At 50.2% G+C, this 20743-nt stretch carries 21 protein-coding genes; 5 read left to right on the top strand and 16 right to left on the bottom strand.

Annotation, left to right across the window (positions count from 1 at the left end; translation table 11 throughout):
* Positions 1–336: 336 nt before the first annotated feature.
* The 5 genes from RSA72_RS04525 to RSA72_RS04505 form a co-directional block, all read right to left on the bottom strand.
* Complete coding sequence (locus tag RSA72_RS04525) at positions 337–741, bottom strand: DUF3106 domain-containing protein (RefSeq protein WP_332632802.1); 405 nt, start codon at positions 739–741, stop codon at positions 337–339.
* Entirely contained in the window at positions 731–1051 is a 321-nt protein-coding gene (locus RSA72_RS04520) for a hypothetical protein (RefSeq protein ID WP_068913155.1), read from the bottom strand. The genes RSA72_RS04525 and RSA72_RS04520 overlap by 11 nt, the downstream gene beginning before the upstream one ends.
* Positions 1048–1662 carry an RNA polymerase sigma factor gene (locus RSA72_RS04515; protein WP_332623640.1) on the bottom strand — a complete coding sequence of 205 codons (615 nt, stop codon included), beginning with the start codon at positions 1660–1662 and terminating at the stop codon, positions 1048–1050. Before RSA72_RS04515 ends, RSA72_RS04520 begins: the two co-directional genes overlap by 4 nt.
* Positions 1663–1820: 158 nt before the next feature.
* The gene (locus RSA72_RS04510; protein ID WP_332623633.1) at positions 1821–2597 is read right to left on the bottom strand and encodes a TrmH family RNA methyltransferase; all 777 of its coding nucleotides are present in this window, start codon (positions 2595–2597) and stop codon (positions 1821–1823) included.
* Positions 2598–2646: 49 nt separating this feature from the next.
* Entirely contained in the window at positions 2647–3621 is a 975-nt protein-coding gene (locus tag RSA72_RS04505) for a class 1 fructose-bisphosphatase (protein WP_332623634.1), read from the bottom strand.
* Between the two features lie 185 nt (positions 3622–3806).
* Here RSA72_RS04505 and RSA72_RS04500 point away from each other — a divergent pair, with 185 nt between their 5' ends.
* Positions 3807–3998 carry an NF038105 family protein gene (locus RSA72_RS04500; protein WP_068913146.1) on the top strand — a complete coding sequence of 64 codons (192 nt, stop codon included), beginning with the start codon at positions 3807–3809 and terminating at the stop codon, positions 3996–3998.
* Between the two features lie 78 nt (positions 3999–4076).
* Here the strand turns inward: RSA72_RS04500 and pal are convergent, their stop codons facing one another.
* The 7 genes from pal to ybgC form a co-directional block, all read right to left on the bottom strand.
* Positions 4077–4646, bottom strand: a complete 570-nt coding sequence (pal, locus tag RSA72_RS04495) for a peptidoglycan-associated lipoprotein Pal (RefSeq protein WP_332623635.1) — start codon at positions 4644–4646, stop codon at positions 4077–4079.
* Between the two features lie 32 nt (positions 4647–4678).
* Positions 4679–5962 carry a Tol-Pal system beta propeller repeat protein TolB gene (tolB, locus tag RSA72_RS04490; RefSeq protein WP_332623641.1) on the bottom strand — a complete coding sequence of 428 codons (1284 nt, stop codon included), beginning with the start codon at positions 5960–5962 and terminating at the stop codon, positions 4679–4681.
* Positions 5963–6160: 198 nt separating this feature from the next.
* A complete protein-coding gene (locus RSA72_RS04485) occupies positions 6161–6676 on the bottom strand; it encodes a TonB C-terminal domain-containing protein (protein ID WP_332623636.1) in 516 nt (171 codons plus the stop codon).
* A 77-nt stretch (positions 6677–6753) separates the two neighbouring features.
* Positions 6754–8235, bottom strand: coding sequence for a cell envelope integrity protein TolA (gene tolA / locus RSA72_RS04480; protein ID WP_332632800.1), 1482 nt, complete (start codon positions 8233–8235; stop codon positions 6754–6756).
* A gap of 3 nt (positions 8236–8238) precedes the next feature.
* Positions 8239–8688: a protein TolR gene (gene tolR, locus RSA72_RS04475; protein ID WP_332632798.1), complete on the bottom strand. Its 450-nt coding sequence runs from the start codon at positions 8686–8688 to the stop codon at positions 8239–8241.
* Positions 8688–9386: a protein TolQ gene (gene tolQ / locus RSA72_RS04470; RefSeq protein ID WP_332632796.1), complete on the bottom strand. Its 699-nt coding sequence runs from the start codon at positions 9384–9386 to the stop codon at positions 8688–8690. Before tolQ ends, tolR begins: the two co-directional genes overlap by 1 nt.
* 25 nt (positions 9387–9411) lie before the next feature.
* Entirely contained in the window at positions 9412–9822 is a 411-nt protein-coding gene (gene ybgC, locus RSA72_RS04465; RefSeq protein ID WP_068913128.1) for a tol-pal system-associated acyl-CoA thioesterase, read from the bottom strand.
* Positions 9823–10048: 226 nt separating this feature from the next.
* Between ybgC and RSA72_RS04460 the strand changes: the two genes are divergently transcribed.
* Together RSA72_RS04460 and RSA72_RS04455 are read left to right on the top strand one after the other, a co-directional pair.
* Positions 10049–10630: a hypothetical protein gene (locus RSA72_RS04460; RefSeq protein ID WP_332621739.1), complete on the top strand. Its 582-nt coding sequence runs from the start codon at positions 10049–10051 to the stop codon at positions 10628–10630.
* 243 nt (positions 10631–10873) lie between these two features.
* Positions 10874–11674, top strand: coding sequence for a lecithin retinol acyltransferase family protein (locus RSA72_RS04455; RefSeq protein WP_332621737.1), 801 nt, complete (start codon positions 10874–10876; stop codon positions 11672–11674).
* 42 nt (positions 11675–11716) lie between these two features.
* Here RSA72_RS04455 and ruvB read toward each other — a convergent pair whose 3' ends face one another.
* The 4 genes from ruvB to RSA72_RS04435 all read right to left on the bottom strand — a co-directional run bounded on the left by ruvB (position 11717) and on the right by RSA72_RS04435 (position 15593).
* Positions 11717–12718 (bottom strand): Holliday junction branch migration DNA helicase RuvB, encoded by a 1002-nt coding sequence (gene ruvB / locus RSA72_RS04450; RefSeq protein ID WP_332621735.1) that lies wholly within the window; start codon positions 12716–12718, stop codon positions 11717–11719.
* 260 nt (positions 12719–12978) lie between these two features.
* Positions 12979–13581, bottom strand: a complete 603-nt coding sequence (gene ruvA / locus RSA72_RS04445; RefSeq protein WP_332621734.1) for a Holliday junction branch migration protein RuvA — start codon at positions 13579–13581, stop codon at positions 12979–12981.
* 15 nt (positions 13582–13596) lie between these two features.
* The gene (locus RSA72_RS04440) at positions 13597–14253 is read right to left on the bottom strand and encodes a hypothetical protein (protein WP_332621733.1); all 657 of its coding nucleotides are present in this window, start codon (positions 14251–14253) and stop codon (positions 13597–13599) included.
* Positions 14253–15593: a deoxyguanosinetriphosphate triphosphohydrolase gene (locus tag RSA72_RS04435; RefSeq protein WP_332621732.1), complete on the bottom strand. Its 1341-nt coding sequence runs from the start codon at positions 15591–15593 to the stop codon at positions 14253–14255. The genes RSA72_RS04440 and RSA72_RS04435 overlap by 1 nt, the downstream gene beginning before the upstream one ends.
* A gap of 276 nt (positions 15594–15869) precedes the next feature.
* Here RSA72_RS04435 and RSA72_RS04430 point away from each other — a divergent pair, with 276 nt between their 5' ends.
* Both RSA72_RS04430 and RSA72_RS04425 read left to right on the top strand, forming a co-directional pair.
* Positions 15870–19631, top strand: coding sequence for a DUF4132 domain-containing protein (locus tag RSA72_RS04430; protein WP_332621731.1), 3762 nt, complete (start codon positions 15870–15872; stop codon positions 19629–19631).
* Positions 19607–20719, top strand: coding sequence for an ATP-binding protein (locus tag RSA72_RS04425; protein WP_443098269.1), 1113 nt, complete (start codon positions 19607–19609; stop codon positions 20717–20719). Before RSA72_RS04430 ends, RSA72_RS04425 begins: the two co-directional genes overlap by 25 nt.
* Positions 20720–20743: the final 24 nt, after the last annotated feature.

Raw genomic sequence — 20743 nt, 5'->3', positions numbered from 1 at the left:
GTTCTTTTGTTTCGCCAAAAGAACCAAAAGCATTTGTCATCCGCAAAACCTGTTCTCTTTCGATACTTAAAAAAATTTTTGCAAAAACAGTCCATTTCAAGGACCACGCAGGTTGCGGATGACACTTCCGTGTATCAAATAATATTGTGAATTCTAAAAAGAAAAAGCCAATCAATTTCTTAGCTGACTGGCATTACTGTCTGCAGGGGATTTTTTATTCTGCCAGTGATTGAAAGCTGCTTGGAAGGCATGAAGATGCTGAATCAGTACTTGCTTAAATATAATGCTGAGCTGCGGCCAGCTCAGCATTTAAAATGCTTCAGATTTTTGGAGCGATTAGTACTCAGCCGTTGCGGGCTTTAAGTATTTATTGATGTATTCTTCGCGAATTGCGCTGCGCTCATCCGGCGCTGCTTTCTGCAGGCGATGTGCGAGTTCCCGGCGTTCCTGGCTGCTCATTTTTTGCCAAGTTTCACGCATTTTCTGCTTTTCTGCGTCCGGCAGCTGGTTAAACCAGTCCATGCGCTGCTGCAGGCTGACACTCTGTTCCGCCGGAATCTCTTTCAGCGACTGATAGCGCTTGATCAGCGCTGCCTGTTCGGTATCGGATAGGGAATCCCATGTTTCATTCACTTGAGTATCTGCATCTTTGGAAAAAATCCAGAAGCGCTCAAAGCCTGCAAAACTGGTTTGCAGAAAACTGAATGCGCAAAAAGCGATTGCCAACTTTTTAGCTGCCATGCGGAACTTTGTCCTCGCCTAAGACCATGAGCATTTCTAAATCTTCCACCATCTGCGGAGAAAGTTTAGGCGCTGATACAACTTGATTTTGCGGTTTCTCATTCAGCGTGACTGAATTCGGCAGCACGACAAAGCCTGCTATGGCGGCTGCTAAAGCAAAGCTGGACATTTTCCACAGGCCGTAGCGTGACGTTTCACGTTGATGAATTTCTTCAAGAACATTATTCATCACAGCAGCCTTGCGTTCATGGCGCTGTGCGAGTCCATCAAGTTTGGAAGTTACTTGCTTTAAGAAATCATCTTGCTTCATTCGGATGACCCTCCCATGTGTGGATTCAAATGCGCTAAAGAGGCGCGCAAGCCCTGTATAGCGCGGTGATAATGCGTTTTTACGCTGCCTTCAGTGCAGTTCATAATCTGCGCGGTGGTATGCGTATCAAAGCCTTCCCAAGCCCGCAGCATGAAAGCCTGCTGCTGCCTTGCAGGAAGCTGCGCAATGGCTTCCTGAATTTCTTCAGCCGTTACGGCCTGATCAATAAGCTCAAAAGGGTTGGGCGTAGATTCATCCACCACATCATTCAGCTCAATGTCATCCTCTTCCAGGCTGACTTTTCTGAAGAAAGAAAAGGGCTGAGCGCGGCGGGCCTCTTTGCGGCGCCAATCCTGCAGCTTGTTGTTCAGGATGGTGTAGAACAGGGGATACCATTCTTCAGTGGACTTATCCGCATACGACTTATGCAGCGAGATGAATGCTTCCTGAACCAAGTCCATGGCCATGCCATGCTGGTTTTGGGTTGCGCTTTCCATCATCACCAAGGCGCGTCCAGTAACTTCGTGCATGAAGTTCTTCAGGCGAGATTCAGCCGTGCTTTTTAAAACACTCGCATCTGCCGCATTGGACTGTTTTGGCGCTAAATCCATAGAGATGGAAAATCCTGTCATTGGATACCCACCATCATTTCCAAGTTCATACCCACAATAACGCTGGAAACGATGGTTTGGTTGACAAACAACTTGTTATTTTTATAGTTTAATCTATTTTTTTAATTGGGCAGGCCCAATTAAAATAAAATAACGTTTTAAAGGCGCTGGCGCACCATTTCAAAAAAGCACACAGAGCCGGCAATCGCTACATTTAAGGATTCCTGTCCGCCCGGCTGCGGAATGGCCACAGCTTCTGCATGCGCAAGCGCATAATCGCTGACGCCTTGGCCTTCATTGCCCAGAATCCAGACGCAGGCTTTGCTCAAGTCTTTTGAATACAGGCTGGCCGCACGGTGGGAACTGGTGACATAAACAGGAATTTCAAAGCGTTCCAGACAGTCTTCCAGCGCGATATTTTCATAGGTCTGCAAAGAAAAATGCGCGCCCATGCCTGCACGCAGCACGCGCGGTGACCATAGGGATGCAGAGCCTTTGGTGCAGACCACCTGCTTGATGCCGGCCGCCGCTGCTGAACGCAGCAAAGTGCCGACATTGCCCGGATCTTGGATATTTTCCAGAATTAATGTGTCTTCATCAAATTTCAGCGCTTGGCGTGAAGTTGGCAAATCAACAATGGCTAAGCAAGCTAAAGTCGTGCCCAGCGTGCTTAAATCTTTATAAAGCGATTCACCGATAACAAAAACATGGCCGGTGTATGCGCTTAAGATTTCTTCAAAATCCGGATGTTCCAGCGCATGTTCTGTGGTGAAAATAGAATTGATTTTTCTGTTTTCCTGCAGCCATGCAAGGCACAAGTGCGTTCCCTCAAGAACCGTTTGGCCGTGTTTTTTGCGGTGAGCGTTCTGTTCGATTAAGCCGCGCAAATGCTTGATTTTCGGGTTGTCTTTAGACTCAAGAAAGATAGTTGACATGGGGGATAAAGTCCACGGCGGTCCGCTGGGCTGACCGCCGTTTAAAAGATTAGTTGTGATAGCTGGTTACGAGTTCAACTTCGTTTTTAGAGCCGATGATGACTGGAACACGCTGATGCAGCTCAGCCGGTTGAATGTCAAGAATACGCACACGGCCAGTCGTTGACGCGCCGCCGGCTTGCTCCATCAGCATGCTCATAGGATTGGCTTCGTACATCAGGCGCAGGCGGCCGGCTTTTTTCGGGTCTTTCAAATCGTATGGATACATGAAGATGCCGCTGCGGCACAGGATGCGGTGAATATCGCCGACCATGCACGCTACCCAGCGCATGTTGAAGTCTTTTTCACGCGGGCCTGTTTTGCCTGCAAGCAGTTCATCGACATAGCGCTTAACCGGCTGTTCCCAGTGGCGCTGGTTGGATGCGTTGATTGCATATTCTTTGGTGTCAGTTGCGACCTGAATGTTTTCAGAAGTCAGCAGGAATTCTTTGGATTCAGGGTCAAAGGTAAAGAACACCACGCCAGCGCCTACCGTCAAGGCCATCATGGTTGATGGGCCATAAAGCACATAGCCGGCAGCAGCCTGATTAACGCCCGGCTGCATGAAGTCTTCAGCTTGCGTTACGGCATTTTTTGCCGGCAGGATGGAAAAAATCGTGCCGACGCACATGTTGATGTCAATATTGCTTGAACCGTCTAATGGGTCAAACAGAACCAGATATTGGCCGTTTTCTTGCGCCGGAGTGAAGTCATCCAATTCTTCCGAAGCCAGGCCGCCGACATTTGGATGCGCTTTCAGGGCATCAATTAAATAGTCATTTGAAATCACATCCAGCTTTTTCTGCTCTTCGCCCTGAACATTTTCATGCTGCGCACTGCCCAGTACACCCGCTAAAGCGCCTTTTTGCAGCAATTGATCAATGTCTTTGCATGTATTGCCAATTGTTTCAATTACTTGCGCTAGTTCAGGGGTTAAATTTCCGCTTTGTTGTTGTAGGAATTGGGATAGGCTTAAGTGTGACATGGCTGGAAGGCTCCAAAAATAAAAACGGTCAAAAATGATCGGAATTGAATAACCCTGTATTTTAGATGAGAATGCGCTAAAAGAAAAATTAAACCGCACCGTTTGCCGTGATTTTGCCCTTGCAAGTCCTGAGGAACATGCTATGTTGAAAGCAGAAAATAGAGTGGATGATCAGGAGCACAACAATGACTACGCAAAAATTTGATGCGACTCCAACACCGAGTGAAGGTTTGAATTTAGACGAAATTTCCAAGGATAAAGTGAAGGAAGCTTGGAGCAGCTATGAGTCTAAGCCAGAGTATAAAAAGTTCAATAAGCATGATTTAATTGAATCCATGCAAAGCGCTAAAGATGCTCCGGAAGAAAAACCTGAATAGGCTGAATCAAAGGCATTAAAAAAGCACTCATGGAGAGTGCTTTTTTAATGCCTGTATTGCGTCCGGCACGGTCTTAAATTATTTCAGCAGCGGCGGAACGGCTTCGTAGTTGATTTCTACGCGGCGGTTTTCTTTCCATGCATTTTCATCATGGCCCGGGTTGATTGGCATTTCTTTGCCGTAGCTGACGGCTTCCAGCTGATCAGCGCTTACGCCGCTGGTGACAAGGAAGCTTTCCACCGCTTTGGCGCGGCGTTCGCCCAGCGCCATATTGTATTCGCGGGTGCCGCGCTCATCGGTATGGCCGGTCAGGGCAACGCGTGAGCTGGCATTGGCGACAAGGAACTGCGCATGCGCCTGAAGCGTTTGCAGGTCTTCATTTGACAGTTCGCTGCTGTCATAGTTGAAGTGCACAACGCGCTTGGCTAAAAATGCCTTATTGGCAACCGTCACACCTTTAGAAGATGCGCCGGCAAGGTTTTGCGCGTTCAGCGCTGCATCTTCACTGAGGCCTTCGGTGTTTACGGTTGAAGCGCCAGCCGGATTTTGAGCCGCATCGACAGGAGCAGTGGGTTTGCGGTTTGCGCAGCCTGTCATGATGACCGCTGCAGCCAAGGCAGGAAGTATGAATAATTTTACAGCTTTCATCTTTATCTCCGTGAAGGTTGATTTGTTTTAAATTATTTAGGCGCCCAAGCCGGTTCGCGGACTTCGCCTTGCTCGCTTGGCAGGTTCATGCGGAAACGCCCGTCTAAAGACATAATGGACAGCAGGCCGCGGTTATTTTCGCGCGTTGCATAGACCACCATTTGCCCATTAGGCGAGAAGCTTGGAGATTCGTCCAGGCTGGTTGGCGTCAGAATGTTGGTGACGCCGGAGTCCAGATTCTGCACAGCTACCTTATAGCTGCTGCCGCTAGGGCGGTGCACCAATGCCAGCTTTTTGCCGTCGGCGCTTAAGGTGCCGCGGGCGTTGAATCCGCCGCGGAAGGTCAAGCGCTTGGCGCTGCCGTCGGCAAAGCTGTAGCGGTAAATCTGCGGCGAACCGCCGCGGTCAGAGGTGTAAATAAAGGATTGGCCGTCTGGCGCATAGCGTGCTTCGGTATCAATCGCGCTGTCGCTGGTCATGCGCTGCAGCTGGCGGCTGTCCAGATCCATTTGATAGATTTCAGGATTGCCGTGCATGGATGCGGTGAACAGCATGTTCTTGCCGTCTGGGGAAAAGCTTGGCGCGCCGTTCAGGCCGCGGAAGCTGGCTAATTTTTCACGCCCGCCTGTAGCCAAGTCCTGAATATAGATGGCCGGGCGCTTGGTTTCAAAAGACACATAGGCGATTTTCTTGGCATCCGGCGTCCAGGCCGGGGACAGAATAGGATCGCGTGATGTTAAAACCGTTCGCGGCTGTTCGCCGTCGGTATCCGCAATTTGCAGAGTATAGCGCTGATCCGGCGTTGCAGGGTTGCGCAGCACATAGGCAATGCGCCCGCTGAAATCTCCGGCAATGCCGGTCAGTGCCTGATAAATTGCATCACTGATCATATGCGCTGCCTGGCGCGTGCGGGAAGCCGGCACAGTCAGCAGCTCATTCAGCAAATACTGTTTTTTCTGCACATCATACAGCTGATAGTGAACCTCAAACGAACCGTCAGCCGCCGGCTTTATTGAGCCGGTCACCACATAGGGCACGCCGGCAGCTTGCCATGCTTCAGCATTCGGCGTATTCAGCGCGGCCGTCGCAGGCAGGTTTTTAGAAGCGCTGCTGAACTTGCCGGAACGGTTTAAGTCACTTTCAATAATCGGGTAAAGGGTCTGGTCATTGCTGAACGGTATGATCGCAATTTTAGGCGCTTCTTCGGGCGCTTTGGTAATTTCCAAATGCAGCTGCGCATGCGATTGGCTGATTAAAACAGGACTTAAGGCTGTTAAAACAGCTAAGCAGAGCAGATGTTTTCGCGTCATTTCCATCATTCGCTGAATACTCTAAATCTATGAATTCTTGTTGCTGTGAATGTGTCACATAATGGCATGTTTTTAAAATAATTAAAGCACAAGATTATGAAGAAACTGTTATCCGACTGTGAAAAAGCGGCCGCAGCAGCGCAGTCTATTTTTAAGGCCTGCTTAAAAAACTCAGCCTGAGCGGGCCTTGCCTGTTCCGGCTTTTTATTTGGCAGCAAAGCGGATATGGATCAGGCGGGCTGCGCGCCTCGCGTCGTGGTCTTCCGGCATGGCAAAAGGCGCGGCCTGCCGAACAGCTTTCTCTATGCTGTTTTTAAATGCTGCATTCGGCGCATCCATCACCGCAATGGACTGAACATTGCCGGTATCAGTTAATACAATCCGCGCCCTTGCGTCCAAGCCGGCTGAGCCTTCTGGAACCTGCCAGCTGCGGAATATTTTCTGCTGAATTTCCCGCTGACTGCTGGATGCAATTTTTTTAGCTTCAGCTTTTTTTGCAGCGTCTGCTTCAGCTGCTCTTTTGGCTGTTGCGATTTCCAATTCAGCGCTTGGGTTTGGCGCTTTAGCTTTTGCTGCAGTTACAGCGGAAAAGTGCTGGACAGCGCCTGCTGTTTCCTGCGCGGCAGCGGGGGTGTTATGGACTTGCTGTATTTGCGCAGCGGCGCCGGCTGAAATGGAGAAGAAAATGCAAGGAGCAATAAACTGTTTGAATTTAAGCATGCTGAAACATGGCCTAGTGTCATGAAAGAGGTGGGCGTGATAAAAAATACCCCCTGATGAATCAGGGGGCATGGGTTTTAATTTGCTGATTTAAATGTCGAGGTCATGCTTTGCGCTTCGCGGCGCGCATCCGGGTCTGACGGCATTGGGTAGGGCGCAGCACTGCGGACGGCCGCTTCAATGCTGGCTTTCATATCTGGATCGCTGGATGTAACAATAACCGAGCGGACGGCTCCGCTTTCAGTTAAAGTGATGCGGGCAGTTGCTGTTTTACCGGTTGAGCCTGTAGGCGTATCCCAAGCGCGCTTGATTCTGTTTTCAAAGTCACGCTTGGCTGTAGAAGCATTTTTTTTGGCTTCAGCTTTTTTCTGCGCGGCTTCTTCAGCAGCTTTTTTAGCCGAGGAGGCTTTGGCTTCTTCAGCTGCGCGTTCACGCGCTTCAGCATTTGTCTTGGCTTGCGCATCCGCTTTGGCCTTAGCGTCCGCTTCGGCCTTGCGTTTAGCCGCTTCAGCATTTGCCTTGGCTTGGGTATTGGCTTTCGCCTGCGCATCCGTTTTGGCTTTAGCATCCGCTTCGGTCTTGCGCTTAGCCGCTTCAGCATTTGCCTTGGCTTGGGTATTGGCTTTCGCCTGCGCATCCGTTTTGGCTTTAGCATCCGCTTCGGCCTTGCGTTTAGCCGCTTCAGCATTTGCCTTGGCTTGGGTATTGGCTTTCGCCTGCGCATCCGTTTTGGCTTTAGCATCCGCTTCGGTCTTGCGCTTAGCCGCTTCAGCATTTGCCTTAGCTTGGGCATTGGCTTTCGCCTGCGCAGCCGATTTGGCATCGGCGATGCGTTTCGCTTCAGCATTTGCCTTAGCTTTAGCATCCTGCTGCGCTTTCAATTTTGCATTTTCAGCTTGGCGCCTGGCGTCTAAATCGGCTCTGCGTTTGGCTTCTGCGCTGGCCTTGGCTTGAGCATCCGCCTTAGCTTTTGCTTCGGCTCTAGCTTTGGCATCCGCTTCGGCTTTGCGCTGAGCTGCTTCAGCATTTGCCTTAGCTTGGGCATTGGCTTTAGCCTGCGCATTTGCCTTGGCTTTTGCGTCTGCTCTGGCCTGAGCCTCTGCCTGCGCTTTTAATTGCGCTGCTTCATCCGCTTTGCGCTTTTGCTCTGCGCGTTTCGCCTCATCGGCGGCTTTGCGTTCAGTCTGTTCTGCCGCTTTGGCCTGCTGCGCGGCTTTTTGCGCATCCAGCTTGGCCGTATCCGGCTGTTTAGGCGCTGGAACAGGAGCGGGAGGCAGCGTTGCTGGAATCACTGGCGCCGGCGCGATGCTCGGCTCGGCTGTTTGGGTGATTTCTTCCGCCGTATTTTCATGCGCCGTTTCATCAAACGGGGTTTCTTGGCGCGTGACCGGCTTTAAATCTTCCGGCTTGATCAGTACGGTTTTAATCTGTTTTGGCGGTTCAGGCGGTTTGCTCATGCCAAGATAAAGCAAGCCTACAACCGCAATGACATGCACACCTGCGGTGAAGCCAATTGCAATCGCTTTTTGTTTAAAAGGTGGCTTTTTAAAATCTTTCATAAATTACTTTAATGGCTCTGTCAGCAGTCCAACTTGAGTTAAGCCTGCGTCCTGCAAACCCGACATCAGGGAGATGACATCTCCATAAGGGCGGGTGTTGTGGCCGCGGATAACTACGTTCAGCTCTTTATTGTCCGCTTTGGCCTGAGTTTGCGCTTCGGTTAAAACTTGCGTCAATTGCGCCAAGTCCAAAGGTTCAGCTTTATGGGCTTTATATTCTAAATAGTATTTGCCGTCTTTATCCAAAGTCACCATTGCGGGGGAATCTTTAGATTCGATGGGATTGCCGCTGGCCTGCGGCAGGTCGACTTTAATTCCGCTGGTAATCATCGGCGCTGTGACCATGAAAATCACCAAAAGCACCAGCATGACGTCAATATACGGCACAACATTCATTTCGCTTTTCAGCGGTTTTTTAATGCGCTCGAAGCGCCCGGAACGTTGAATAGCCATCAGTCATGTTCCTGATCAGAACCTAATGACTGGCGCTGCAGCAGGGCAACCATTTCTTCCGCGAATAAGGCGCGGTCTGAATATAAAGTTTCGCCTTTGGCGGTAAAGTGGTTGAATGCCAATACTGCTGGAATGGCGGCGAATAGGCCGATGGCTGTCGCGATCAATGCCTCGGCAATGCCCGGGGCAACGGTTGCCAGCGTTACCTGGTCAACATCCGCCAAGCCAATAAAGGCGTTCATGATGCCCCAGACTGTGCCGAATAAGCCGACATAGGGTGCAACAGAGCCAATGCTGGCCAAGGCGCCTAAGCCCTGTTCCAGATTACTCTGGTCGCGGCTCAAGCTGACGCGCAGAATGCGTTCAGTGCCGTCAATGGCTTGAGCAGGCGCCGCATTGCGCTTTTTCAGCTTGAAAAATTCGCCCAAGCCTTGGTAGAAAATATCTTCCAGCCCAACCCGTTTCGAGTTGAGCTGCGCATTGTTGTACAGGGTATTTAATTCGGCGCCAGACCAGAAGATTTTTTGAAAATGTTCATCATCGGCTTGCGCCTTTTTGCAGCTCATATGCAACTTGGCAATCAGATACCAGCTGTACAGCGAGGCGAATAAAAGCAGGAGCATCACCAGCTGAACCACAGGGCTTGCCTGTAAAATAAGATCTGATACGTGTAGGGTTGATTCTAGTTGCGTTGCCATAGTTACATTAAGCCAGTTAATTTTTTTAATCTTGTCCCAATTCAATGAGAATCAGTTTGCGTATTTCTTCGGGAAGCCGGGTTGGACGCATGCCGTCTACACTGATGCATGCCAATTCGACTTCGCCGGATGCAAGCATGATTTCACCACGATAAATATTTTGTTGCAATACAAATGACGTAGCTTTACACGAAACTACACTTGCAGTAACAGTAATCAGGTCATCCATGAGTATAGGACGCGAATATTTCACATTTATTTTATGAACAACAAAGTTGTAGTCTTTCTGATGCCAGTAGTGGCTGATGCCTGATGCGCGAAGCCATTCAGTACGAGCGCGCTCCATGAAGCGGATGTGGTTAGCGTGGTAAACAATGCCGCCCGCATCGGTATCTTCAATATAGACACGAATATTGAACTCGAATTTATTCGCCATGAGTGTGTTCCGTTTTTGCTGCAGTTTTTGAGGTATCGCTTTTGCTTAGCAAGGCCCGTGCATTTTAGAAACCGGCAGCTTTCTGCTAAAGCTTAAGCGCTGTAACGGAGGCAGTTTAGCATTCTGAGTGTTGAGGCCAATGGCACAAGGTTTCAAATCTGAAAGGAGATGTTGTTCAATATATTGCAGAGCGGCTAAACTGTCTGCAGGCTTGGGGGAGCGCAAAATGAACCGTTATTTCAAATGGCTGCTGATTTTAGCTGCCGGGTTTGCATTATGGTCTTATTGGCCGAAGGCTGACCGGGGCATTGCCGATGCGCCTGGCTATCAGTCTGCCGGCGGCGTTTATCAGTTTCAGGGCTATACTTTGACCAGCTTGGCGCCTTATGCGGGCGAATTCCGCGTTTTATCCAAGGAAAATTACAGTTTTGGGCGGGAGGCGGAACTCAGCCCGGTGGATTTTGCTTTGGGCTGGGGGAAAATGGCCGACCCTCAGGTGTATCAGCAGCTTTCCATTACACAGAGCAGCCGCTGGTATTATTGGCGCTATGAAAATGCGCCGCCGATTCCGGTTGATGAGATTCAGGCGCATAGCGCCAATACGCATTTAATTCCAGCAACGAAAGCGGTGGCGCAGCAGCTGAATGATATTGATCAGGATGATCTGATTTATTTAACAGGCCAGCTGGTGGAAGCGAAGTCTCAGGATGGCTGGACATGGCGCAGCTCTTTAAGCCGTGAGGATACCGGCAATGGCGCATGCGAGTTGATGCTGGTGGAAAATGTGCGGGTGATTGCTAAATTATGAAAAAATGAAAAATTATTTTGCTTCTAGGGAATTGCTGCATTGATGCTGCTGATTTGCTTGGTTCTTTGGCAGCACAATAAAATCAAGTAAATCATGCAAAAAAAATTATAGAGGGCTGTAATGGATAGGATTGCAGAGCAGGATTTTTTAGATTTTTATCGCGCATATAGAGCTGAGTTGAACAGCAGATGAGCCGTTCTTAGAAATTCAATTCAAAATGCGGAAGCCGCTGATAAAAAAGCAATGGCTGATGAGAAAAATGATGTTGAAGTATATTTGAAGCTGATTGCAGAATATGAGAAATATCTTTCAAATCATGGTCATCATCATTATTTTAAAACTTGTGATGAATCTCAATTGGCTTTCATTAAGCAGATGAGAACGCAGTTTCAGGAAGAATGGATTATCACTAGAGAGGAAATCCGGCAATTAACTGAGAGTGAAGCTGAATTAGGCGATTGTCTAGGCCAGAGGCAAAAATATTTAAGAGAAACAGCTTGTCAGCTCCGTTTTTTTGTAGAAATAGAGCATTTGGCATATAGCTTAAATAATAAGAAGATTTTAACAGAAGCAGAGTTTTCAGTGCGAAAACTTGAATTAAGTATAAAATCTAAGATTATTGATAATCAGTATGGGATTATCCCCGGCGATCATATTTTTGTTGACCGTCAAGGCGGCTTATATCAGCATCATGGAATTTATATTGGGAATAACCAAGTCGTGCATTATGCCGGATGGGCTGACGAGCTGAAAGCTGGCAAAGTTGAGATAATTTCTTTAGAAAATTTTAGGCTGCAAGAAACGATAAAAAAGTTTATTTATGCGGATATAAAGGCTCACTACTCGCGCATGGATACAGTCAAACGGGCTAAATCCCGACTAAATGAAGATTTATATGATTTATTCTCGAACAATTGTGAGCATTTTTCGCATTGGTGCGTAACGGGAGATAGTCGCAGTGAGCAAATATCACAAATTTATATTTTGCCTTTAAAGCTTCCGCTGGCCATTTTAAATAAAGCAGCTGATGGGTTTTTAAATTAGGCAGAATTAGAGGGGGGCTGATAGTCCCCCTCTAACAGATCATCACTTCGGCTCAGGCGGCGTCATGCCAAACTGCAAATACGCCATATTGGTGGCAATCCGTCCGCGCGCCGTGCGCATCACATAGCCTTGCTGAATCAAATACGGCTCAATCACATCTTCCAAAGTGCCTGAATCTTCCGCCATCGCGGCGGCTAAAGCTTCCACACCGGCAGGCCCGCCGTCAAAACGCTCCAGCAGCATGCTTAAATAGCGCCGGTCCAGCGTGTCTAGGCCGTCCTTATCGACATTCAGCATATTCAAAGCGCGCTGCGCCATGTCCTGATTGACTTCACCGGTGCCTTTCACCTGCGCATAGTCGCGCACCCGGCGCAGCAGGCGGTTGGCGATGCGCGGCGTGCCGCGGGAACGGCGCGCAACTTCACGCGAGCCTTCATCGGTAATGGGCACATCCATCAGATTGGCTGAACGCGCAACAATATGCGTCAGGTCATCCACCGAATAAAACTCCAGGCGCTGCACAATGCCGAAGCGGTCGCGCAGCGGAGAGGTCAGCAGGCCGGCGCGGGTGGTGGCCGCCACTAAGGTAAATGGCGGCAAATCCAGTTTAATTGAGCGGGCAGCGGGGCCTTCGCCAATCATGATATCCAGCTGATAGTCTTCCATGGCCGGATAAAGAATTTCTTCAATAACCGGAGAAAGGCGGTGGATTTCATCAATAAACAGTACATCGCCTTCTTCAAGATTGGTCAGCATGGCCGCCAAGTCGCCTGCGCGCTCCAGCACCGGGCCGGACGTGGACTTTAAATTGCCGCCCATTTCACGCGCAATAATATTGGCCAGCGTGGTTTTGCCCAGGCCGGGAGGGCCGAAAATCAGGGTATGATCCAGCGCTTCGGCGCGGCCGCGGGCGGCGCCGATAAAGATTTCCATCTGCTCGCGCACAACGGGCTGGCCGATGTAGTCTTCGAGCGTGGCGGGCCGGATGGCGCGGTCAAAGTGATCTTCGGGTTTTTCTGAACCACTGATTAGACGGTCTTGCATATCTGTTTAACTGGTCTCTTTATCGGAGCATTTTGATGCTGCCTGCGCAGCCTCAAATCATTATTTGTGTTCAGCTGCCATTGTGTAGGCATTGCCTTGCTTTTGAAAGATCAAAATGAGGGCTTTAAAATATATTTTACAGTCCGCAATTAAATCTTTCGTTAAATTGACGATGCGTCCTTATACCGCAATTCAGCATTCATGCTGCCTTCGCGCATCAAAATCTGTTTTCCGGTTTATTGGAAAAACCGCGGGCAATTTTAACGGTTCAGCGATTTGAGCGCCGCGCGGATGATGTCGCTGGCTTCGGTATAGTCCGCTTTGACGGCATTAATCAGCTTTTGCGCCTCGGCAGGTTTGTAGCCCAAAGACTGCAGCGCAGCTTCAGCTTCGGCAGCCGCAGAATTTCCGGTAAACTGGATTTGCTCAGCGGTTGAGTTGCCTGGCGCTGCGCCTGCGCTCATGGCTTTAAAGCGGTCACGCAGTTCAATCATCAGGCGTTCGGCGGTTTTCTTGCCCACGCCGGGAACTCTCACCAGCGTATTCAGGTCTTCATGCTCTACAGTGTGAATCAGCATATCGACACTTAAAGTTGACATAATCGCCAGCGCCATTTTCGGGCCAACACCGTTGACTTTCAGCAGCGTGCGGAAAATCATTTTTTCCTGCGCATTGGAAAAGCCGTACAGCAGCTGCGCGTCTTCACGCACCGTTAAATGCGTCCATAAAGTAACTTTCTGACCTTTCTGCAATTGGCAGAATGTAGACAGCGGCGTATCCACCTCATAGCCTACGCCATTCACATTCAACAGCACTGTAGGCACCTCAAGCGCAAGCACTTCGCCAATAAGACATCCGATCATTGATATTATTCACTTCTATGTTGAGGGTTGAATCTTAGCTGCCATTTGCTCTAAACGCAAAACAGCCTTGAGAATTTCTTTGCGGTTCCGTGCGGACTTTATCCACGCGGGAAGGCGGCTGAAGTAAGCCTTATTGGCATTGAGATAAGTCCGCTGCCTTAAATCGGCAGAAATGTAAGCTTTTAAGCAACTCAGCTGCTCAGAATTGTAGGTAAAAATCATCCCGTTTCGGGCTGCCGCGGTTAAATATAGGCGATAGCCAAAATAAGGGTCGGTATTTATTTCAGCGCCAGAGGTGCGGCGGAGCTGAAAGCTTTGCGGGTCAATGCGCTTCTGCGCCGGGCAAAAACTGCATTTTAACTGCACAAACGGCGGAACAAAGCTTTGCTTGGGATAATACTGATGAAATTTATATTTTCCCTGCCTGCAGGCGCAGGCTTCATCAATCTCCAAATAAACTCCGGCAAAATAGCCTAAGCTGTTTTCCCGCTGAGCGGCCTGATCAAAGCTTTTGCAGCAGTGCATGCAGCTGAAAATAGGGCGCTCATGATGTTCACCGGCAATTTTCTGCTGGAATACCCAGGCATGCTTTTGGCAAAAAGGGCACTGCACTGAAATCGGCAGATGGCTGAATGCATGCCAAGTGATGCCCGCATCCACAAACCTTTTCATCAGAAAAAGCCAGCCTTGTTGCCTTGCAGTTCCTGCGCCAAATTGTACGCCTGATGGTCTGAAAACTTCGAAATAATATCCAGCACCTGCATAATGTTGCTGTAGTGGTCGTGATTAAAGTCCGCGCCGGAACGGTTTAAAATGGAGATCAAGCGCTGTTCCTTAAAGCTTAAAGTTTTATGCGGCGTGGTCAGCGGAATAAAGGCGTCTAAAATATTCTGCAGGCTTTGATGGGCAATAATTTCCAGGCCGGCTTTGTGCGGATGCTCAAAAATTTTGTCGCGCGCCAATTCTTTCGCGCGGTTGATGCCCGCTTCTATATCCGGCGAGCAGTACTGCAGCAGCGAGCCTTGCAGCTGGCCGGACAAAATTTCAAAATGATGCTTGGCGAAAGCGCTGGTGACTTCATCGACCAGGCGCTTCATGGCGCGGCCGCGCAAAGCGGCGATTTTCTGCTGCCATGTGGTGGTCTGCATGGACAGTTCTTCCGGCACGCCGTAATCCGCAATCAGCTCTAAAAAGATCGGCTCCACTTCCTCATACTGCAGCATGTTTAAAATAATGCCGTCTTCCAGGTCAATCAGGGCGTAGCACATATCATCGGCCGCTTCGAGCAGGTAAGTCAGCGGATGGCGGCAGTAGTGATAATCGTCCAGCTGGATGAGGCCCAGCTGTTCCGCAATCTGCCGCAGAATGTCTTTTTCCGCCTGATAGCAGCCGAATTTAGGGCGCTTGCTGGCCGGCAGGTTGCCCTGCGATGCAATGGTTTTAGACAGCCAAGGGTACTTTAAGTAAGCCCCTAAGGTTGCGTAAGTCAGGCGCATGCCGCCGTCATTGGGATGATAGTCAATTTTAGTCAGCAGGCGCAGGCCTTGCGCATTGCCTTCAAACTGGCGCACATCGGCTTCCTGTTCCGGGCTGAGGTTTTTGAGGAAGTCAGTATGCGAGGCGTCATCAAACCATTCGCGGATGGCGTATTCGCCGGCGTGGCCAAAAGGCGGGTTGCCAATGTCATGCGCCAGGCAGGCTGCCTGAATAATCGCGCCGACATCGGCCGGAGAAATCCAAACCGGCAGCTGGTCTTTAATTTTTTCGGCCGCCAGCATGCCAAGCGAACGGCCAATGCAGGACACTTCCAGAGAGTGCGTGAGGCGGGTGTGAATGCCGTCATGCTGCGTCAGCGGATGGACTTGGGTTTTCCGGTTCAGCTGGCGGAAGCTTTGCGAAAAAATGATGCGGTCATAATCTTTATGGAACGGGCTTCTAGCCTGCTCAGAACTCTGTTTTTTACTGCCGATGCGAACTGTGGAAAGCAGTTCAAGCCAACGCATTTGTGCCATTTATTATGTTTCATTCAGGGTTTGTCTGCATCATGCCAAAAAAATTGGACTTGCACTAGAGCAGGGCGACATGATTTGACAGCGTGAATGCAGCATGGCAATTTTCTCAGTTTATTTGCCTGCTATCCACTTAGGCGTCAATATCTGTCGCACAGGCGCTGCATCGGCAAGCTTTTCATAAGAGACCAATTTATAATAACTTTCATGATCAGTTCGTGATACAAATTGACGGTCAGTATGATTTTAAATATATGAAAAGATAATTAGGGTAAGCGCATGTTTGAACGGTTATTAACGACATTAGGTATGGGTGCGGAACAGAAAGAACAAAAAATAATTGCAGATTTGCTTTATAACATTGTGAATCCATTAAAGGCGCTTGATACGGATTATCCTGAACAGCTGGCGGCTTATATTTTAACAGGCGAGCATGCCCATGTTTTACTTGCGCTGCAATCGAGAACAGATGATGACGCCGCCATTTTGCTGAATCAGCCCGGAACACTGAACTGGTGGCATCCGCAGCCGGGCAGCCAGTCTTTAATTCAAAACAGCAAGAAGCTGACCAATCAATCGAAAAATGCGCGGGTGAATTTTTATCAGCATTTCGGGCAGAATTTAACGCCTGAACAGGCGGTCCGCTATGGCAAATTTTTGGCGGCTTTAACGCGCGGGCAAAACTATACCGCGCTGAGCGCGCAAGTGCCGAGCTGGTTTGCATATTTCATGGTGGATGGCCTGCACAGCAGCCTGGGAGACAGTTCGCTCAATAAAAACATGCAGTTCCGCAAGCATTGGACGGTGCAGGCTTTGCACGATATGCTGCAAAGCGAGCATTTAGACGGCACACTGGTGCTCAATCTGCTGTTTGACCGCGCCAACCTGTATGAATATTCGTGGAGCAATTTGGATTTATTCTACCGCCTGCCGGATTTTGAAGCCTATATTCTGGCGCACCGTGATGCCTTTGCAGGCCTGTATTTGCAGCTTTCGGCCAACGGGCAGCATAATTTGCTGAATTATCTGGAGCGCACGCCTGCGGTGTCGCAGCATTTTCCGGGCTTAGTCATCGGCTGCGCCCTGCAGGGCAGTAAAAAAGCCCGCCTGATTGCGCAGTCCCTGCTGCCCAACCTCAAAGAGGAAGATGTGCAGCAGCTCCTGGCGGAAAAACTGCAGCACGGCATCGCGAAAGAGAAAGCAGGAGCAGCCGAATTGTTGGCGCGTTTTGGCTTGGCGGCGAAGCCTGTTTTGCAGGCTGCCTTAGCGCAGGAAAAAAGCAAGGCGGTGATTCAGGCCATAGAGCAGGCACTGGCCCGTTTGGCGTCTTTAGACCATGCGAAGGAAGATGAAGAATTTGCAATTCCTGCATTTGAACCGATTGTTTTCCAGAAGCTGCCGGCATCGGTGAATGAACTGCTGCAGGAAAATTATCAGGCGGTGCTGGAAAAAGCGCAGGCAGATGCCGAGCAGGAACAGGAAGACAATAAAACCCGCGACTGGAAAAGCAGCTGGCGTCAGGATAGCTATAAGCGCTTAAAAAATATCGGCGGGAAAAAACTTGCCGAATATGCCGATATCATCAATGGTGATTTGAAAAGCAAAACTGACTTAGACCCTCAGGTGATCTTCTATAAAAACCGTTTACAGCAGCTGCCTGAATATAATCTGGTGCATTTCTTGAAAATAACCGGGCAGCGCCACCGCCGGCAGGATGGCTTGCATTTGAGCTCGTATATTCTGGATGACTATTTTAAGGCGGATGGCTATCAGAACTTGGAGCTGCGCCAGCTGGCCGATGCGGTGACGCAGGCCGGCTATGAAAATGCGGATAAAACTGTCGGGCTTTTGCTGCTGCAGTCGAATTACGATGATTTGATTGAGCGCTTAGCTCCTGAGCATGTCTGGCCGTTTTATGCAGAGCGTCAGGATCTGCTGGCGGAGGCGCTGGGATTATTGCCAAGCCAGCTGACCGGCTACTATGCCAGCTACGATATTGAACATACCTTAAAGATTTTGGGCTATTTCCCGAAGCTGCCTGTGCGGTTTATTCCAAGGCTATTGGAATTGGCGCTGGGGGAAGGGAAAAGCCACCGCCTGCAGGCGCAATTGCTGCTGGAGCGTTTAGGCGATATCCGGCTGCGGGCGGAAGAGGCTTTAAGCTCGAGCAAGCAGGAAATCCGCATCGTGGCGGCGGAATGGCTGGCCCGCTTAGGCGATCCGTTGGCTGTAGCGGCCTTGAATCAGGCCTTAAAGAAAGAAAAGCGTGAAGTGGTGATCGCCGCCCTGCTGACCAGTCTGGAGCGTTTAGGTGAAGATATTTCCGCCTATTTATCTGCAGAGTTCCTGCTTAAAGAAGCGCGAAAGGGGCTAAAAGGCAAACTGCCGAACAGTCTGCTGTGGCTGCTGGACAAGCCTTTTCCGCAGCTGGCTTGGCAAAATGGCCAAGTGGCTGAGGATGAAATTATCCGCTGGTGGGCAGTGCTGGCGCATAAGCTGAAAGAGCCGGCGGGCAATGCTCTGCTGCAGCGCTATCTGGGCCTGCTTTCCGCTTCCAGCCAGCAGCAGCTGGGCGAGTTTCTGCTGGACGGCTTTATCCGTCAGGATACGCGCCACCCGTCGCAGGATGAAGCCTTGCAGGAAGCCAATCAGCATGCGCCGAACCGGCTTGCCGGCTATAAGAATTCATTTAAGAATTATGGGCAGAAATATCCAGAATACTACGGGCGCTATGAGCACATTACCTTAGAGCAGGTTGTTGAAGAAATTAAGCGGGAGGCGCTTTCACGCTATTTAGGCTCGGCAATTGGCGACAAGGGCATTCTGGCTTTGGCTGCAGGCGTGCAGGGGCATAAAGCCGTCCATTTCATTCAGCAGTACATGAAAGATCATTACCAGCGCCGCGCGCAAATTGAAGCCATGATTGCCGCTGTTGCGAACAGCGATGACCCGGTCATGATTCAGTTTTTACTGTCGATTGCCCGCCGTTACCGCACAGCTTCAGTACAGGAAAAGGCCCGCGGGCTGATTGAGGCGATTGCGGAACGCAATGGCTGGAGCAATGATGAGCTGGCCGACCGGACGATTCCAACCGCAGGCTTTGATGAGCATGGAATTTTAACGCTGAGCTACGGCGGGCGGGATTTCAAAGTTTCTCTGGATGAAAGCTATAAATTCGTGCTGAAAAATGAAGACGGCAAGGAAATTAAAGCCCTGCCTGCGGCCCGTCAAAGCGATGATGAGGAGCTGGCCAAAGAAGCGAAAAAGCAGTTCAGCAGCTCGAAAAAGGAATTGAAGCAGATTCTTGATTTGCAGACAGCCCGCTTATATGAGGCGATGTGCGCGAACCGGCGCTGGGCCGCGGCCGAGTGGCAGCAGTATTTGGCGCAGCATCCCATCATGAAGCGCCTAATTCAGCGCTTAGTCTGGCAGGAAGTTGCGGATGATCAGGTTCTGAATACCTTCCGCCCGGCGGAAGACGGCAGCCTGATCAATGCTGAAGATGATGAAATTGAATTGGCCGCAGACAGCCAGATTCAATTGGCGCATGCCGCCTTGATGGATGAAGCTTCCAGGCAAGACTGGCAGCAGCATTTGAAAGATTACAAAGTGAAGTCTTTATTTGCGCAATTGGGCCATCTGCTGCCTGAGCTAGATGTGCAGGATAAAGATGCGGTGGATGACCGCTTAGGCTGGATGAGTGACACATTCACCTTGCGCGGGGTGATGAACAAGCTGGGCTATCAGCGCGGGCAGGCCGAAGACGGCGGAGTTTTTGACTATTATCATAAACCTTTTAACAGCTTAGGGCTGACCGCTTATATCGGCTTCAGCGGCAGCTATTTGCCGGAAGAAAACATGCCGGCTGCTTTATACCGCCTCAGCTTCAGCCGGAACAAGGGAAGCTCATGGAACCGCACCGATTTAGCGCTGAATGACGTGCCTAAAATTTTATTTGCGGAATGCTATGCGGACTATCATGCCGCCGCTGCGGCCTGCCGCGGCTTCGATCCAGAATGGGAGAAGAAAACACCATGGTAAATCCAGCCATTATCCGCCAAAGCGCAGAACAGCGCTTTGCAGCCGAGCTGAATACACTCACTGAGCATGATCAGGCAAATGCGCGGCCGCAAGGCTGGCTGCGTTCGCCGCGCGCTGTGCGCCAGTTTATTTTAGGCGATGAAAAATTAGGCATCAGCCGCAAGTTCTATGGCGATGATGCGCTGGTTGACCGCGCTATTGTCACCTTGCTGGGCAAGCAGGGGCTGATGCTGGTGGGCGAGCCGGGAACCGCCAAGTCCATGCTGTCTGAATTGCTGGCGGCTGCGGTCAGCGGCGATTCAGGCCTGACGGTTCAGGGTACGGCCGGCACGACCGAAGACCATTTGAAATACTCGTGGAATTATGCGCTGCTGCTGGCGGAAGGGCCGAGTGAAAAGTCTTTGGTGGCTTCACCGGTTTATCAGGCGATGCAGCAGGGGAAAATCGTCCGCTTTGAAGAAATTACCCGCTGCCCGCCGGAAATTCAGGATGTTCTGGTTTCGCTGATGTCGGAAAAAACCATGATGATTCCGGAATTAGGGCAAGCCGGCCGGGTGTATGCCAAAGCCGGGTTTAATATTATCGCCACGGCGAACCTGCGCGACCGGGGGGTGCATGAAATGTCATCGGCCCTGAAGCGCCGCTTCAACTTTGAAACGGTGCGCCCGATTGCGGATGCCCAGTTTGAACGCGAGCTGGTGCTGAGTCAGCTGCAGCATGAGCTAGGAGATTTATCCGGGCAGATTCAGGTTGCAGATTCTGTCATTGAGCTTTTGGTGACGGTTTTTCAGGAATTGCGCCAAGGCGCAACCAAGGACGGCGCTGCAATCAAGACTCCTGATGCGGTGATGTCTACGGCCGAGGCGGTGAATATTGCGCATGCGGCTGCTTTGGAAGGCTATTATCTGGGAGATCAAAGCTTGAGCAGCGCTGCAATTGCCAAGCAGTTGATTGGGGTTGTCCTTAAGGATAATGCCGATGATGCGAAACGGATCCGTTTCTATATGGACAATGTGGCCCGTGAGCGGGCGAAACAGGATGCCGTTTGGAAAGCCTTTTTTGAAGAAGGCAAACGCTTCTGGCAGTAGCAGGCAATCATGGCTGAGCATCCG

The organism is Acinetobacter sp., assembly GCF_036659555.1.
Classification (GTDB): Bacteria; Pseudomonadota; Gammaproteobacteria; order Pseudomonadales; family Moraxellaceae; genus Acinetobacter.
The sequence above is the reverse complement of the archived record's forward strand: the minus strand, read 5'-3'. Positions and strand labels throughout refer to the sequence as shown.